General features: G+C 60.3%; 14 protein-coding genes. 9 read left to right on the top strand and 5 right to left on the bottom strand.

Features of this window, described 5'->3' with window-relative positions:
- Nucleotides 1-59: 59 nt before the first annotated feature.
- The 5 genes from ACRRSD_RS00400 to ACRRSD_RS00380 all read left to right on the top strand — a co-directional run bounded on the left by ACRRSD_RS00400 (nt 60) and on the right by ACRRSD_RS00380 (nt 5,001).
- A complete protein-coding gene (locus ACRRSD_RS00400; protein ID WP_435036630.1) occupies nt 60-1,358 on the top strand; it encodes an MFS transporter in 1,299 nt (432 codons plus the stop codon).
- A gap of 17 nt (nt 1,359-1,375) precedes the next feature.
- Nucleotides 1,376-2,224, top strand: a complete 849-nt coding sequence (locus ACRRSD_RS00395) for a transketolase (RefSeq protein ID WP_435036629.1) — start codon at nt 1,376-1,378, stop codon at nt 2,222-2,224.
- On the top strand, nt 2,221-3,249 hold the full coding sequence (locus tag ACRRSD_RS00390; protein WP_435036628.1) for a transketolase family protein: 1,029 nt from the start codon (nt 2,221-2,223) through the stop codon (nt 3,247-3,249). The genes ACRRSD_RS00395 and ACRRSD_RS00390 overlap by 4 nt, the downstream gene beginning before the upstream one ends.
- A 123-nt stretch (nt 3,250-3,372) precedes the next feature.
- A complete protein-coding gene (locus tag ACRRSD_RS00385; protein ID WP_435036627.1) occupies nt 3,373-4,494 on the top strand; it encodes an SMP-30/gluconolactonase/LRE family protein in 1,122 nt (373 codons plus the stop codon).
- 255 nt (nt 4,495-4,749) lie between these two features.
- On the top strand, nt 4,750-5,001 hold the full coding sequence (locus ACRRSD_RS00380; protein WP_435036626.1) for a DUF2790 domain-containing protein: 252 nt from the start codon (nt 4,750-4,752) through the stop codon (nt 4,999-5,001).
- Between the two features lie 76 nt (nt 5,002-5,077).
- On the opposite strand, the gene ACRRSD_RS00375 is transcribed toward ACRRSD_RS00380, so the two are convergent.
- Entirely contained in the window at nt 5,078-6,004 is a 927-nt protein-coding gene (locus tag ACRRSD_RS00375) for a LysR family transcriptional regulator (RefSeq protein ID WP_435036625.1), read from the bottom strand.
- 221 nt (nt 6,005-6,225) lie between these two features.
- Here ACRRSD_RS00375 and ACRRSD_RS00370 point away from each other — a divergent pair, with 221 nt between their 5' ends.
- Genes ACRRSD_RS00370 through ACRRSD_RS00360 form a run of 3 tightly spaced genes read left to right on the top strand, consistent with a single transcriptional unit; the run spans nt 6,226 to nt 9,008 of the window.
- Entirely contained in the window at nt 6,226-7,662 is a 1,437-nt protein-coding gene (locus ACRRSD_RS00370; RefSeq protein ID WP_435036624.1) for an NAD-dependent succinate-semialdehyde dehydrogenase, read from the top strand.
- Between the two features lie 11 nt (nt 7,663-7,673).
- Nucleotides 7,674-8,006: a carboxymuconolactone decarboxylase family protein gene (locus ACRRSD_RS00365; RefSeq protein ID WP_435036623.1), complete on the top strand. Its 333-nt coding sequence runs from the start codon at nt 7,674-7,676 to the stop codon at nt 8,004-8,006.
- Nucleotides 8,007-9,008 (top strand): NAD(P)H-quinone oxidoreductase, encoded by a 1,002-nt coding sequence (locus ACRRSD_RS00360; RefSeq protein WP_435036622.1) that lies wholly within the window; start codon nt 8,007-8,009, stop codon nt 9,006-9,008.
- Nucleotides 9,009-9,083: 75 nt separating this feature from the next.
- On the opposite strand, the gene ACRRSD_RS00355 is transcribed toward ACRRSD_RS00360, so the two are convergent.
- The gene (locus tag ACRRSD_RS00355) at nt 9,084-9,593 is read right to left on the bottom strand and encodes a nucleoside deaminase (protein WP_435036621.1); all 510 of its coding nucleotides are present in this window, start codon (nt 9,591-9,593) and stop codon (nt 9,084-9,086) included.
- A gap of 31 nt (nt 9,594-9,624) precedes the next feature.
- Nucleotides 9,625-10,956 (bottom strand): nucleobase:cation symporter-2 family protein, encoded by a 1,332-nt coding sequence (locus tag ACRRSD_RS00350; RefSeq protein WP_435036620.1) that lies wholly within the window; start codon nt 10,954-10,956, stop codon nt 9,625-9,627.
- Between the two features lie 215 nt (nt 10,957-11,171).
- Here ACRRSD_RS00350 and ACRRSD_RS00345 point away from each other — a divergent pair, with 215 nt between their 5' ends.
- A complete protein-coding gene (locus tag ACRRSD_RS00345; RefSeq protein ID WP_435036619.1) occupies nt 11,172-12,086 on the top strand; it encodes a LysR family transcriptional regulator in 915 nt (304 codons plus the stop codon).
- 39 nt (nt 12,087-12,125) lie between these two features.
- Here the strand turns inward: ACRRSD_RS00345 and ACRRSD_RS00340 are convergent, their stop codons facing one another.
- Entirely contained in the window at nt 12,126-15,215 is a 3,090-nt protein-coding gene (locus ACRRSD_RS00340; protein ID WP_435036618.1) for an efflux RND transporter permease subunit, read from the bottom strand.
- Nucleotides 15,212-16,321: an efflux RND transporter periplasmic adaptor subunit gene (locus tag ACRRSD_RS00335; RefSeq protein WP_435036617.1), complete on the bottom strand. Its 1,110-nt coding sequence runs from the start codon at nt 16,319-16,321 to the stop codon at nt 15,212-15,214. Before ACRRSD_RS00335 ends, ACRRSD_RS00340 begins: the two co-directional genes overlap by 4 nt.
- Nucleotides 16,322-16,389: the final 68 nt, after the last annotated feature.

Raw genomic sequence — 16,389 nt, 5'->3', positions numbered from 1 at the left:
CGATGACGCAGCCGGGCCTGATGGTCTGGCGGTCAATAAAAACAAGAGATCAGACCATCATGACTACCCTGTCGCTCGAAGCGGTTTCGACCGTGCGCTCCTCTGCCTATCGCAAAACCGCCTGGCGCCTGATGCCCTTCCTGATGCTGTGCTATTTGTGCGCCTATCTGGATCGGGTCAACGTCGGCTTCGCCAAACTGCAAATGATGAACGATCTGGCCCTCAGCGAAACGGTCTACGGACTGGGCGCCGGCGTGTTCTTCATCGGCTATTTCCTCTGTGAAGTACCGAGCAACATCATCCTGCACAAAGTCGGTGCGCGCGTGTGGATCGCGCGGATCATGATCACCTGGGGCATCGTTTCGGCGCTGTTCGCCTTCGTCGAAACCGCGTGGCAATTCTATGCGCTGCGCTTTCTGCTGGGGATTGCCGAAGCCGGTCTGGCGCCGGGCCTGTTGCTCTACCTCACCTACTGGTTTCCGTCCTACCGTCGGGCACGCATGACGGTGCTGTGGTTCATCGCCATTCCGCTGTCAGGCATGGTCGGTGGTCCGATTTCCGGCTGGATCATGAACCACTTTGCCGGCGTGCACGGTTGGGCCGGCTGGCAGTGGATGTTCGTTCTGGAGGCGGTGCCAACCGTGGTCGTCGGGCTGCTGGTGCTGAGCTATCTGAAAGACGGCGTACATCAGGCCACTTGGCTGAATGACGAAGAAAAAGCCTTGATCACCCGCGAGCTGGCCGAAGACGACCAGCAAAAAGTCACCCACGCCTCGGTTGGCGAATTCATTCGCGATCGCCGTCTGTGGCTGCTGGCGGCCATCTACTTCTGCGTGGTGATGGGCCAGTACGCAATCACCTTCTGGCTGCCCACTCTGGTACGCAATGCAGGGGTTTCCGACCCGCTGCACATCGGTTTCATGACCAGCCTGCCCTACCTGTGCGCCATCGTCGCGATGTTGTTGGTGGGACGCAGTGGTGACAAGCATCGCGAGCGCCGCTGGCACCTCATCGTGCCGATGATTGCCGGTGCGATCGGCTTGAGCCTGGCGGCGATGATGGGCGGCAATTCGACGCTGTCGATTCTCAGTCTGTGCCTGGCCGCTTCCGGCATTTTGTCGGCGACGTCGCTGTTCTGGATGCTGCCCACCACGCTGCTCGGCGGGGTGTCTGCTGCCGCCGGCATCGCAGCGGTCAACAGCTTCGCCAATCTCGCCGGGTTCTGTTCGCCCTATCTGATCGGCTGGATCACCACCCTGACCGGCTCCAGCGCCATCGGCATGTACCTGATTACGGGTGTGCTGTTCCTCGGCGCCAGTCTGGTTCTGCGCATTCCCGCCGCCCTGGTCAATCGTTGAGTTAACGGAGTTTCATCATGACGACTAATCTTTCACACGCTGCATCCCTGAGCCTGACGGAGCGCGCGCACAACATTCGCCGCCACGCGCTGCGCATGGGCCAGGTCCAGGGTCAGGGCTACGTCGGCCAGGCCCTCGGCGCTGCCGATCTGCTGGCGGTGTCTTACTTTCATGCGATGAACCATCGCCCCGCTGACCCTGAATGGGAGCTGCGCGATCGCTTCTATCTCTCGATCGGTCACTACGCCATTGCGCTGTACGCAGCGCTGATCGAAGCCGAGATCATCCCGCTCGCCGAGCTGGAAACCTATGGTTCGGACGACAGCCGCTTGCCGATGTCGGGCATGGCCGCCTACACCCCGGGCATGGAAATCACCGGCGGCTCGCTGGGCCAAGGCTTGGGCATCGCCGTCGGTGCCTGCCTGGGCCTCAAGCGCAAAGGTTCGCCCTCCTTCGTCTACAACCTGCTGTCCGATGGCGAGTTGAACGAAGGCTCGACGTGGGAAGCGGTCATGTCGGCTTCGCACTGGAAGCTCGACAACCTGATCGCCATCGTCGACGTCAACAACCAGCAAGCCGACGGCCACTCCAGCGAAATCCTCTCGTTCGAACCCATCGTCGATCGCTGGCAGGCATTTGGCTGGTTCACCCAGCGCGTCGACGGCAATGATCTGGATGCGCTGGTCAGCGCGTTCGATGCTGCGCGCAATCACTCCGGCCGTCAGCCGCGGGTGATCATCTGCGACACCAAAATGGGCAAAGGCGTGCCCTTTCTGGAAACCCGCGAGAAGACCCACTTCATCCGTGTGGAAGAGCACGAATGGGACCTGGCGCTGCGCAATCTTGAAGAAGGAAAAACCCAATGAACAACGCCGTCAAAACACCCATGTCGACTGCCGAACCGGGCAAGAAACGCCTGACCACGTCGGCGATGATCGCCTCCATTGCTGCGGAAGGCCAAGCCACCAAAGCCGCGCCTTTCGGTCATGCGCTGGCGGCGTTGGCCGATCAACGCCAGGACATCGTCGGCCTGTCCGCCGACCTGTCCAAATACACCGACCTGCACATCTTTGCCAAGGCCCACCCGGACCGGTTCTATCAAATGGGCATGGCCGAGCAACTGCTGATGAGCGCAGCCGCAGGTATGGCCCGTGAAGGTTTCGTACCCTTTGCCACGACCTATGCGGTGTTTGCTTCGCGGCGTGCCTATGACTTCATCTGCATGGCCATCGCCGAGGAAAACCTCAACGTCAAAATCGTCTGCGGCCTGCCCGGCCTCACCACCGGTTACGGCCCCAGCCATCAGGCCACCGATGATCTGGCCATCTTCCGTGCCATGCCCAACCTGATGATCGTCGACCCCTGCGATGCCCTGGAAATCGAGCAGGCCGTACCCGCCATCGCCGCGCATCAGGGGCCTGTGTACATGCGTTTGCTGCGCGGCAACGTACCGCTGGTGCTCGACGAGTACGGCTATCAGTTCGAGATCGGCAAGGCCAAAACCCTGCGCACCGGTAACGATGTGCTGATCATCTCCACCGGCCTGATGACCATGCGTGCACTGGAAGCCGCCAAGGAGCTGCAAGCCGATGGCGTCGATGTCGCCGTACTGCACGTACCGACGATAAAACCGCTGGATGAACAAACCATTCTTGCCGAGGCACGCAAATCCGGTCGTTTGGTGGTCACCGCAGAAAACAGCTCGATTATTGGTGGCCTCGGTGAGGCCGTCGCTGGTGTGCTGCTGCGTAACGGGGTCACGCCAGCGTTCAGGCAGATCGCCTTGCCTGACGCGTTTCTCGACGCGGGGGCACTGCCGACATTGCACGATCGTTACGGCATTTCTACCCAGGCCGTCTGCGCGCAGATCAAGCTCTGGCTGGACCGCTGACCGATCAGGGCGCTTATGGACGAGCGCCCTACAACTCGCAGACAACGAACAACTTGTACGATGTCCTATCACAAGGTATTACTACGTCTCCCACAAAAAAAATAAAACCACGGAGATCGCTACATGGACTCATCCCTGTCCGCTCGACCTGAAAGCCCTGACCGAGCGCAAGGCAACACCCGCCGCAGCTTCCTGAAAAAATCTCTCGCCGTTTCCGCCACGCTCGCCACCGTCGGCAGCACCGCACTGACGCGGATCGCCGAGGCCGCCGAACCCTTGAGTCAGCGCTACCCAGATCCGCTGATTCACATCCTCGACGACAGCTTCCTTGAGCTGCGTATTTTCAACGCCAGTGTTGAAAAACTTGCCACCGGCATGCGCTGGGCTGAAGGACCGGTTTGGGTCGGTGATGGCCGCTATTTGCTGGTCAGCGACATCCCCAATAATCGCATCATGCGCTGGGACGAAATCACCGACACCTTCAGCGTGTACCGCGAACACTCCAACTTTTCCAACGGCATGTGCCGGGATCGCCAAGGGCGTTTGATTGTTTGCGAAGGCTCCACCACCACCAGCGAAGGTCGACGCATCACGCGCACCGAAACCAATGGCACGATCACCGTGCTGGCCGACAGCTTCGACGGCAAGCCCTTCAACTCGCCTAACGACATCGTCTGCAAAAGTGACGGATCGATCTGGTTCACCGACCCGCCCTTCCAGACCGGCAACAATTACGAAGGCCACAAAATCACCCCGAGCCAACCCCACGCGGTGTACCGCATCGACGGCGAGAGCAAAAAAGTCACGCGGGTCATCGACGACCTCAACGGCCCCAACGGCCTGTGCTTTTCGCCTGATGAAAAAACCCTGTACGTCGTCGAAGGTCGCGCCAAGCCTAATCGCCTGATCTGGGCGATGACCGTAAAGGACGACGGCACACTCGGCGAACGCCGCAAGCACATCGAAGGGCTGGACTATGCCGCGATCGACGGCATCAAGTGCGACGAAGCGGGCAACCTGTGGTGCGGCTGGGGCGGCAATGGTGATCCCAAGGCCGACCTGGAAAAACTCGACGGCGTGCGCGTGTTCAATCCACAGGGCAAGGCCATCGGGCACATTTCCCTGCCAGAGCGTTGCCCGAATTTGTGCTTCGGGGGGCGCGAAGGGAATCGGTTGTTCATGGCCAGTAGTCACTCGATCTATTCGCTGTTTGTGAATACTCGGGGGACTACGTTTGCGTTGTAAAAGCGAGGCTCGTCTCGCGACAGTTTCGTGAGTATCGAAACGAGAGTCTGCCGCGCATCCAAGGATGCGCGGCATTCAAGCCCGGTTACTGTCCCGCCTCGCCGGGCCTTGTGAAGCGTCCCTAACGTCAGACACCCCAAGATTGTGTTCGGAATTGATAAAAGTCTTTCCCGGATTCGCGTCTGTTTGCGCAAAACCCTCAAGCCTAAAGTTCGTCCTGCCAGCAACACCACACTTACTTTAGGAAATCTCATCATGAAAACGGCAATGATCATCGTCGCACTCTTGGGCTTCAGCTCTGTAGTAGCAGCGCAGGACGGGACTGCAAAGACTCAACAGGTCGAGCAATATCGCTACGGCACCCACCTGGACGTCGCCAAGGTCATCTCTGAAGACCCGGTGCCGGATGTTTGCGCAGTGGTACCGACGCACATGACCTACCAGGATTCGCAAGGCAAACGCCACATACTGGCCTATAACGTCATGGGCCGTTGCAGCCAGGGCTAAGTCAGCTGTTCGCCGATCATTGCGTCTCGGAGAGTGGTCTCATCGAGGCGCAAATACCTTTTTGCTCCGCAGTATTTCAATCGATCAGTTCTTTGGCCGTGGCTGCCAGCTGACTGCCAACCCGATCTTTCAGTGTTCCGATAAACCGGGTGATTTTTGCATCGACGAACTGCCGAGAGGTATAGACGGCATACACGTTGCGCTCATAGGTATGGTAGTCAGGCAAAACCCGCACGAGCCTGCCGGAACGCAGATCATCAATGGCCGTGAACCCGGCCAGCAAGCCAATCCCCGCGCCCTCTCGAATGGCCAGCGCCATCGCATCCATATCGTTAACGCTGAAACTTGGCCCTGTCGGGACAAATGTCGCGTCCCCTGCCTTGCTCTTCAGCTGCCACTCGTCCCGCACGTAGTCCACGGTGCCCAGCAACAGACACTGGTGATCGCGCAGATCTTCAGGTGTCTCCGGGGCCGCATGCCTGGCCAGGTAATCTGGCGACGCCACCAGCACACAATGGCTGACACCGATCTTCTGGCTGACATACGCCGAATCGGGTAACGCGCGGGCGATCAGAATCGAGACGTCCAGTTGATCTTCCAACAGGTTTGGCATGCGTTGCGAGAGCAATAAATCCACCGTCACCTCCGGGAATTGCTGGCGGTACTCCAGCACCGCCCCCGTAACCAGATGCCGGGCCAGTCCGGGAACGCAATGCACCCGCAGTGTTCCCCGAGGCTCCAGCGCGGCATTGCTGGCTTCGGCTTCGGCACTCTCCAGATCAGCGAGGATTTTCGTGCAGCGCTCATAGAAGCGTCGCCCGGCATCGGTGACCGACAGGCGTCGGGTCGAGCGTTGCAACAGACGTGCGTCGAGCACGTTTTCCAGCGCCGATACAGCACGCGATACGTTACCGACGGTTGAATCCAGATGATTGGCCACGGCCGTGAAACTGCCCATCTCGACAACCTTTATATACACCGACATGTTCGAAAGCTTATCCATCGCGACCTTCCTGTAGATCTGACGCTCACCCGTGATAACGCGCATTTTTTCCGGATGCTACACGTTCGGCCCGCGGCTCGATATTACCTCTGGCGACAACAATGATTCCCTCTGGCCCGTCTAAATCAATGCCCCCTCCTTCCATAGACTTGGTTGCACAGGCTGCCTAAACCGGCGCCGGGTTTCTTACGAATCTCTGACAACCAACTGAAGGGCACATCATGAAAACCTCCTACGACCCGCTTTATCTTTTCATCGGTGGTGAATGGATCAGTGCCGAAGGGCGCGATACTGCCGCCGTCGTCAACCCGGCAACCGGCCGGGAAATCGGCCGCGTCCCGCTCGCCACCGCAGGCGACCTTGATCACGCCTTGGAAGTGACTCGCCTGAGCTTCGAGCAATGGCGCCAGACCGTGCCTGACAAACGCGCCAAGATCCTCAAACGTGCCGCCGACCTGATCCTCGAACGCGCATCGCAGATCGCCGCGCAGATGACCCTGGAGGAAGGCAAGCCGCTGAATGAAAGCCTCGATGAAGTGACCCGTGCGGCGGAGTATTTCGAATGGTTCGCCGAAAGCGCCCGGCGTATCGATGGCCGTGTGGTCCCGGCCAACCGGCCAGGCGTGCTGCAACTGGTCAAACGCCAGGCCATCGGCCCAGTGGCCGCATTCACACCGTGGAATTTCCCGGCAATCACCCCGGCACGCAAGCTCTCGGCAGCGTTGGCCGCCGGTTGCAGCGTCATTCTCAAACCCGGTGAAGAAAGCCCTTCCACAGCGCTGGCTCTGGCGCGTGCACTCGACGATGCTGGATTGCCCAAAGGTGTGCTGCAAGTGGTCTTCGGCGTACCGGATCAAGTGTCCAGCCATCTGATCGCCTCGCCGATCATTCGCAAAGTGACCTTCACCGGCTCGGTGCCCATCGGTCGCCTGCTGTCTGCACGCGCTGCCGAAGGCGTGAAGCCCATCACCCTTGAACTGGGTGGGCACGGACCGGTGCTGGTGTTCGAGGATGCCGACATTGAAAAAGCCGCCGTTGAGGGCGTCGCTAACCGCTTTCGCGGCACTGGGCAGGTGTGCATTTCATCCACTCGGTTTCTGATCCAGCGTGGCGCCTATCAAGCCTTTGTCGATCACTTTGTTGCGGCGGCCCAAGCCCTGAGGATCGGTGACGGCCTGCATCCGGATACTCAGGTCGGACCTTTGGCCAACCCAAGGCAATTGGCAAAAATGGAAGAACTGGTCGCCGATGCCGTCGAGAAAGGAGCACGGGTATTGGCCGGTGGTGAAGCCTTGTCAGGCGAAGGCTACTTCTTCCAGCCCACGGTTCTGGCGGATGTGCCGATGAACGCCCGCGTCATGCACGAAGAACCCTTCGGCCCCATCGCCGTGCTGATGCCGTTTGATGAGCTGGCCGATGGGCTGCAAGAAGCCAACCGCCTGCCCTACGGACTTTCGGCCTACGCGTTCACCTCCAGCGCGCGCACGGCCATTGATGTCGCCGACGGATTGGAGGCCGGGATGATCGGCATCAACCAATACCGCATCGTCGCTACCGAACTCCCATTCGGTGGCATGAAAGAAAGCGGCCACGGTTCCGAAGGCGGCATTGAAGGCATCGAGCACTATCTGACCCACAAATTCATCAGCCAGGTTTAAGGAACTCGCCCATGTCCAAGCTCAATTTCAGCAGTCCTCGCGAAGCCGCGCGCGCGTTCACGCCAAAGCTGGCGCAATTCGTCGACTCGACGCTTTATCCGCAGATCTGGAGTGACCCGGCGCTGTCCCCACGCGACCGTAGCCTGATCACCGTGGCGGCATTGATTGCCGCTGGTCACTCGGAAGAGTTGCCTGCCCACTTACGCCGCGCGGCTGGCAACGGTGTGACCCAAGACGAACTGGCGGCAGCGATCACGCACCTGGCTTTCTATGCGGGCTTCCCTGGCGCCATCACCGCATCTGCTATCGCCAACGCGACGTTCAGCGAAACGGAGAACAACTGAATGAAAGCCATCAACATCAGAGAATTTGGTGCGCCAGACGTCCTTGAACTCGTCGAGGTCGCCAATCCTGAAGTCCGTCCTGACGACCTGCTGGTGCGTGTCTATGCCGCCGGGGTGAACCGTGCGGATCTGACGCATCGAACCGGTGGGTACGGCCATCCGAATTTCGGCGACTCGCTGATCATCGGCCTGGAAATCGCCGGCGAAGTGATCGGCAAAGGTAACGCAGTGGCCGGGTTCGAGGTGGGAGATCGCGTCATGGGTGTGGTCGGCGGCGGCGCCTACGCCGAACTGGCCCGCATCGATTACCGCATGGCGATGCACATCCCTGCGCAGCTTGATTATGTACACGCGGCGGCCATTCCCGAGGTCTTCGTCACAGCCCATGAAGCCATGATGCACCTGGCTCGGCTCAAGGCTGGCGATTCGGTGTTGATTCATGCGGCCGCTGGCGGCGTCGGGTCTGCTGCTGTGCAGTTGGCTTACGCCACCGGCGCCACGGTGTATGCGACCACCGAAGGCAGCAAGTTGGCGCGTGTCGAGCATTTGGGCGCAGACGTGGCGATCGACTACAAGACCCAGGATTTCGCTGAGGTGATCGCCGACAAAACCCAGGGTCGCGGCGTCGATGTAATCATCGACTTTATCGGTGAGCCCTACTTCGCCCGCAACATCGCGTCCCTTGCACGCGGCGGCCGCCTGATTCAGGTGGGGATTCTCGGCGGTGGCGGCAACGTCACGGTGGCGCTGGAGGACATTCTTTACCGCCACTTGCAAATCATCGGTACGGTCATGAAGTCACGCACGCAACCGGAGAAGCACGCCATGATCAAGCGCTTCCGCGAGCATTGGCTTGATCGCTTCGAGGGGGCCGGCAGCCTTGAGCCGGTTGTCGACAGCACGTTTGCACTGTCGCAGGCTGCCGATGCTCACCGCAGAATGGAATCTTCCGCAAACGTCGGGAAGATCATTTTGACCATGCAGCCCAACGACCTGGTTTAGTGCCGCTCATCTTTCGGTGAAACTGAAAAGGTGCCTGTGACGGGCACCTTTTGCGGGTGAGAAATTAATCTCTCCTCAAGACCAGAAGCCTTTGTGCGGCTCAGCCGCCTCGCCCTCCAGCATCGGCCCCAACACATTGACCTTGCGCTGCCCTTTGGCGAACACCTCGCGGCACGGCAGCGAGAACGTCGGGTTCTCCGGATGGTCGCCCGTCAACCCCAGCAGCGCATGCTCCGACAAGGCATAAACCACCCGCCCGATCCCCGTCCAATACACCGCGCCAGCGCACATGCAGCAAGGTTCGGCGCTGGTGTACAGCGTGCACAGTTCCAGCTCTTGCGGCGACAGTAGTTTTGCCGCTGCCGCTGCTGCCACCAACTCGGCGTGCTGAGTCGGATCGCCTTCTGGCGGCATCGAGTTGTTCCCCGCTTCGACAATCACCTTGCCGTTGCGGTCGGCCACCAATGCCGCGAACGGATGGCGACCGCGTTGCTTCGATGCCTCGGACAAGGCAATGGTCTGGCGCAGCAACGTCAGATCAAGCTCGCTGACGCCGGCCGGAATGAGCTGAGTGAATTGATTCATGGGTAACTCCTGGGCAGTGGAAAACAAACAGTCAGTCGGCCAGTTCAGCGCCGATGGTTTCGGTCGATTTTTTGTCGTTGTTGAGCAGGATGTTGAGGACGATGGCGGTGATCGCTCCGAGGAAAATCCCGCTGTCGAGCACCAGTTTCAGGGTCGGGCCGACGTGTTCGAACAGCGCCGGAAAGGACATCGGCAGCACGCCGACACTCACCGACACCGCGACGATGATGCCGTTGCGCGTGCCCTCGAATTGCACCCGCGACAGTTCCTGAATCCCCGCCACCGTGGTCATGCCGAACATCACGATTGCGCAGCCACCGAGCACCGGCGTCGGCACTGCGGCGATCAACGCGCCGAGTTTGGGGAACAGGCCCATCAGCACCATGATTGCCCCGGCAGCGGCCACGACGTAGCGGCTTTTCACGTTTGAGAGCGCAATCAAACCGGTGTTCTGGGTGAAGGCGTTGTAGGGAAAGCTGTTGAACAAGCCGCCGAGCATGGTCGACAAGCCGTCGGCGCGAAACGCGTTGCCGAGAGTCTGTTGCGTGGTCGGTTTGCCGGTCAGTTTGCCGATCGCCAGGCAGTTGCCGGTGGTCTCGGCCATGATCACCAGCATCGCCAGGGTCATGATCAGAATCGGCACCGGCGCGAATTCCGGCGCGCCGAAGGCCATCGGCGCACTCAGCTCGAACCACGCCGCTTCGCTGACCCGATTGAAGTGAGTCATGCCGCAGGCCGCTGCGATCAGGCTGCCGACGAACAGGCCAATAAGCACGCTGAGGTTGCCGAGGAAACCCTTGCATTTGGCGTAGATCACCAGCGTCACGCTGACCGTGGCCAGGCCCAGCAACAGGTTGGCGGGGTTGCCGAAATCCGCCGCGTCGGGATTGCCGCCGCCCAGCCAGATCGCCGCCGCAGGCATCAGCGAGATGCCGATAATGGTGATCAGACTGCCAATAACCACCGGCGGAAAAAACCGTAGCAAGCGGCTGAACACCGGTGCCAACGCGATAGTGATGAAGCCTGCGGCAATCACCGCCCCGAAGATCTGACTGAGGCCGAACTCTTTACCGATCATGATCATCGGCGCCAGGGCTATGAACGAACACCCCTGAATCAGCGGCAGCCGTGCGCCAAACTTCCAGAAACCGAGGGTTTGAATCAGCGTCGCCACACCCGAGGTCAACAGGTTGGCGTTGATCAGCAATACCACCTGCGCCGAAGTCAGTCCCATCGCACTGCCGAGAATCAGCGGCACCGCCACCGCTCCCGCGTACATCACCAAAACATGCTGCAAGCCAAACGTGAACAACTGTCGCAGTGGCAAAACCTCGTCCACCGGATGAATGCGTTGTGTGGTCATTTCACACGCTCCTGAAGGTGCGGCATCTGTTGAGATCGCAGGCATGCTCAGGGGCGTTTGAAAATCAGATCCGCCCCGGAGATCGTTTGACGCGGGGCCATGGTTGAACGTTTATTGCGATGAACAAAATTGGCAACCATCGCTTTTTTCGATGGCACGAATCTGGCATTGGTTATTTGCTTTATACCCTCATCCTCGACCCGGGAGTCCACCGCTTGCGCTTCTCACTCGATCAACTGTTGATGTTCGTCCAAGTGGTCAAAAGCGGATCGTTCTCCGCCGCCGGGCGCAAACTGGGCAAAACCCAATCGACCATCAGCGCGGCGATTGCCAACCTCGAAACCGACCTTGGCGTCGACCTGTTCGATCGCAGCAACCGCAGTCCTGCCCTCACCGCCAGCGGCCACAAATTGTTGGTGCAGGCCGAAGCCGTGCTCGAACGCTGCATGACCTTCGAAGCCCACGCCGATTGCCTTTCGGAACACGTCGAACCCAGCCTGACACTGGCGATTGAAACGCCGTACGGCCCGATCATGCCGGTACTCAAAGCCTTCGAATCCGCATTCCCCTTCGTCGACCTGATCATCCGCCACCCGGTCTACGGCGACGTCAGCGAACTGGTCAGCAGCGGCGAAGCGATACTCGGCGTGGCGTTCTCACAGCCCGGCTATCCCAAGGAGCTGGCGTTCCAGCAACTGGGCAAACTGATCATGCTGCACGTCTGCCACCCCGAGCACCCATTGGCGCAACTCGATAACGTCACGTTCGACGACCTGCACGTCCATCGCCGCCTGGCCTTCAGCGCCCACGCGAGCAAACTGCCGAGCAGCGAATACCTGCGCTCGACCCAGTTGTGGCAGGCGGAAAGCTATCTGGCGTTACTGGAAATGGTCCGCGCCGGGCTCGGCTGGGCCACCCTGCCCCGGCAGCTTATTCAGCGCGAACTGGCCAAGGGTGAACTGGTGGAACTGCAGCTCTCGGCGTATCCGCATACGGACTGGCAGATTGGTGTGGATTTGCTCTGGGCGCGGCAGCGGCCGCTGGGTAAAGCCGAACGTTGGTTGAAGGAGAAATTGCAGGGCAACAAGGTGTATGAGCTGGATCGCAATGGGCAGATCACCACGCTTTGACGTGGGAGACAAAGAGGCCCGCCAGAGCGGGCCTCGATTTCAGGCCAGTTTGACTGTTTCAGTCTGAGCGTTGTGCTCAGGGCGAATCTTGAACCAGATCGAATACATCGCCGGCAGGAACACCAGCGTCATGATGGTACCGACGAACGTACCGCCAATCAGGGTGTAGGCCAGCGTGCCCCAGAACACCGAGTGTGTCAGGGGAATAAAGGCCAGGATGGCCGCGAGCGCCGTCAGCAGTACCGGCCGCGCACGTTGCACCGTGGCTTCGACCACGGCATGGAACGGGTCCAGTCCTTCCAGCGTGTTGTGATGGATCTGCCCGATCAGAATCAGCGTATTGCGCATCAGGATTCCCGACAGCGCAATCAACCCGACCAGCGCATTGATGCCAAACGGCTGATTGAAGATCAGCAGCGTCGGCACCACGCCAATCAAGCCTAATGGCGAGGTGAGGAAGACCATGATCATCGCCGCGATCGAGCGCACCTGCACAATGATGATCAGCAACGTCATGGCGATCATGATCGGCAGCAACGGCAAGATCGCCTTGCCCGCCTTGCCGGACTCCTCGATGGCGCCCGCCTGCTCGATGCGGTAACCGGAAGGCAGCGTGTCGATGATCGGCTGCAACTGCTTGAGGATCACACTCGATACATCCGGTGGTTGCAAGCCTTCGGCAATGTCGCCGCGCACGGTGATGGTCGGCGTGCGGTCACGGCGCCGCAGAATCGGATCCTCCATGCGCACATCGACCTCGCCGATCTGCGACAACGGGATGCGTTGCCCCGCCGCGCCGACCAGGGTGAAACCCTTGATCTGCGCCGGGTCGAGCCTGATATTGCCAGCGGCACGCCCGACGACCTGCACAGAACGAATATCCTCGCGTACCGCGGTGATCGGCACTCCGCTCAGCAGGAATTGCAGTTGCTGAGCAACCGCATTGGAGGTCAGCCCCACCGCCTGCAGACGGTCCTGATCGAGACTGAAATGCAAGGTCGGGGTCAGCGGTCCCCAATCGGTGTTCACGGTTCTCATCATCGGGCTGTCTTGCAGCACGCCCCGGACTTGCTCGGCGATGTCGCGCAACTTCGCCGGATCAGGCCCCATCACCCGGTAGGCAACCGGAAACGGCGAATAAGGACCGAAAACAATTTGTGTTGCCCTGACACGGGCCTCCGGCGCGAGTCCTTCTGCAACGGCTGCGCGTAGCCGGAACTTGAGGGTTTCGCGTGCCTCCTGACTGTCCGTCAGCACAACAATTTTCGCAAACGAGGGATCGGGTAATTCCGGCGCCATCGCCAGGAAGAAACGCGGCGCACCTTGGCCAATATAGGCCGTGACGATTTTTGCCTCCTCCTGCTTGTGCAACCAGGCTTCGACCTTGGCGGCCGAGGCGCTGGTCTGCTCGATCGAAGTCCCGTAAGGCATCTGCACTTCGATCATCACCTCGGGGCGGTCGGAGGTCGGAAAGAACTGTTTCTTCACCAGCCCCATGCCTGGCACAGCGACGAAAAACAGCGTGACCACCGTACCTGCCACCAGCCATTTGCGAGCAATCACCGTGGTCAGCAGCCGGCGGAAACGGTTGTAATTCGGCGTGTTGTAGATCGCCGCGTGGCCACCTTCGACCTTCTTGATGTCCGGCAACAATTTCACGCCCAGATACGGGGTGAACGCCACCGCGACGACCCAGGACGCGATCAGTGCGATGCCGACAATCCAGAACATGTTGCTGGTGTACTCGCCGGCAGTGGATTGCGCAAAACCGTTCGGCAAAAAACCGATCGCCGTCACCAACGTACCGGACAGCATCGGCGCTGCCGTATGGCTCCAGGCGTAGGCGGACGCTTTGATGCGGTCGTAGCCCTCCTCCATTTTCACCACCATCATTTCAATGGCGATGATCGCGTCATCGACCAACAGCCCGAGCGCGAGGATCAATGAGCCGAGGGTAATCCGATCGAAATTCTTGCCGGTGGCGGCCATCACCACGAACACGATCGCCAGGGTTAACGGCACAGCCGCAGCGACCACCACCCCTACCCGCCAGCCCATACTGAGAAAGCACACGAGCATGACCACCAGCAGCGCGACGAAAAACTTGACCATGAACTCGCCGACTGCCGAGTCGATATTGACCGCCTGGTCGGTGACTTTGGCGAGGGTCATGCCCAATGGCATTTCCGCATTGATCCGCGCGGTTTCCGCATCCAGCGCCTTGCCCAGATCCAGACCGTTCCAGCCCTCGCGCATCACCACGCCCAGCAACAGCGCGTCTTCACCGTTATTGCGCACAACAAAAGTCGCCGGGTCTTCGTAACCGCGTTCAACCGTTGCCACATCAGAAAGCTTGAGCGTGCGCCCCTGCACGGAGACCGGTGTGTCGCGAATTTTCTGCACCTTGTCGAAAGCACCGTCCAGACGCAGAAACACCTGTGGCCCATTGGTTTCGATGGAGCCGGCGGGCGTCAGCACGTTCTGACTGTTCAGCGCGGCGAAGATGTCCTGCGGTGACAGGCCGAGGGTGGCCAGCCGGTCATGGGAAAACGAAACGTAGATGCGCTCGGCTTGCTCACCGATGATGTTGACCTTCTTCACTCCCGGCACGTGTAGCAGACGCTGGCGCATGGCTTCTGCATCACGCACCAGCAAGCGCTGTGGCTCGCCTTTGGCTTTCAAGGCGAACAGCGCGAAGGTCACGTCGGAAAACTCATCGTTGACCATCGGCCCGATCACACCGGCCGGCAGCCTGATGGCCTCATCGTCGAGTTTCTTGCGTGCTTGGTAGAACTCTTCCTGCACTTGCGCGGGTGGCGTGCTGTCGAGCAACGACACCATCGTGAACGCCAGTCCAGGGCGGGTGTAGGTTTCCGAGCGGTCGTACCACTTGAGTTCTTGCAGGCGCTTTTCAAGGGGTTCGGCGACCTGATCCTGCATCTCTTGCGCCGTCGCGCCCGGCCACGCGGTAATCACGGTCAGCTGCTTGACCGTAAACGGTGGATCTTCCGCACGTCCCAGTTGAAAGAACGACAACGTCCCTGCAACGGCAATCAGAAAAATCAGAAACACCGTGATCGCCCGCTCGCGCACGGCAATGGCCGAAAGGTTGAAACGCCCCTGGCTCATGGACGACTCCCGGCAACGCTGGCTTCGCTCTGCTGTGGCAATCGCACCGCTTCGCCATCGCGCAGCAGGTGTGCGCCCAACGCCACCACCTGCTCGCCGGCATTGATGTCACCGGCGATGCGGGCCGAATCATCGCTCAACCCCAGCACCTGCACCGCTCGCCAGGTCACTGTTGCCGGTGTCCCGGCGATTACCCACACACCGGGTCCTTTGCCCGGGTCGTAAACAGCCGCGATGGGCACTTGTAACGCCTGTGTCCGGGTGACGCCCTCGGCAATGCTGAGGGTGACGGTCGCACCGATCGGCGCATTGGCCAGCGGCCCCTCGAGCACATAGCGCGCTTCAAACGTGCGTGTTGTGCGGTCTGCGGAGTCCGAAAGCAGCCTGAGATTTACCGTAACAGGCGCTGAGTTCACCCCGTAAAGGCTGGCTTGCGCGGTGGATCCGGCGGCCGGGCGCAACGTTTCCGGCAGATGCACGATGGCTTCGCGTTGACCTGCGCGCGCCAGGCGCACCACCGGTTGTCCCGGGCTGACCACTTGTCCTGGCTCGGCGAGTGTTTCCACCACCACGCCGTCCGCATCTGCGACCAGCAGCGCATAACCCGAGGCATTGCGGGCCACGTCGGCTTGCGCTTGCGCGGCGTTGAGCTGCGCCTTTGCCGTCTCCGCGGCGGCTCTGAACTGATCGTAGGCTGATGCCGAAATGGCGCCAACGCCGACCAGTTTGCGATAGCGAGCCTCGTCGTCGGCTGTCTGTTTGGCGCTGGCGCGAGCAGCGATGACCGCCGCCTGCTGCGCCCGCGCTTGCAGTCCTAGGTCGATCGGGTCGAGACGCATCAGCGGCTGCCCGCGCTTGACGGCCTGCCCCGTATCAACCAGACGTTCGAGCACTTTGCCCGATACGCGAAAACCCAGGTCGCCCTGAACGCGCGCCGCGACCACTCCGGTGAAAGAACGAGCGACATCGGGTGACGCTTGCACCGCAGCGGATCTGACCAGCGGCGCCTGTGTTCGAGGATCTGCAACGCTGGAAGATTCGCCACAGGCAGTCAGGGCAAGAGGTAACAAGCATGCGGCAATGGGGAAAGGTCGGAGCCGGCGCATAGATTCCCTTACTGAGGAATAGGATGATCATCATATTCTCAGTCTTGTGACCAATATCGTCAATAGTC

Source organism: Pseudomonas neuropathica, assembly GCF_051174785.1.
Taxonomy (GTDB): Bacteria; Pseudomonadota; Gammaproteobacteria; order Pseudomonadales; family Pseudomonadaceae; genus Aquipseudomonas; species Aquipseudomonas neuropathica_A.
Note: the sequence above shows the minus strand (reverse complement) of the source record. Positions and strands in the feature narration are given on the sequence as shown.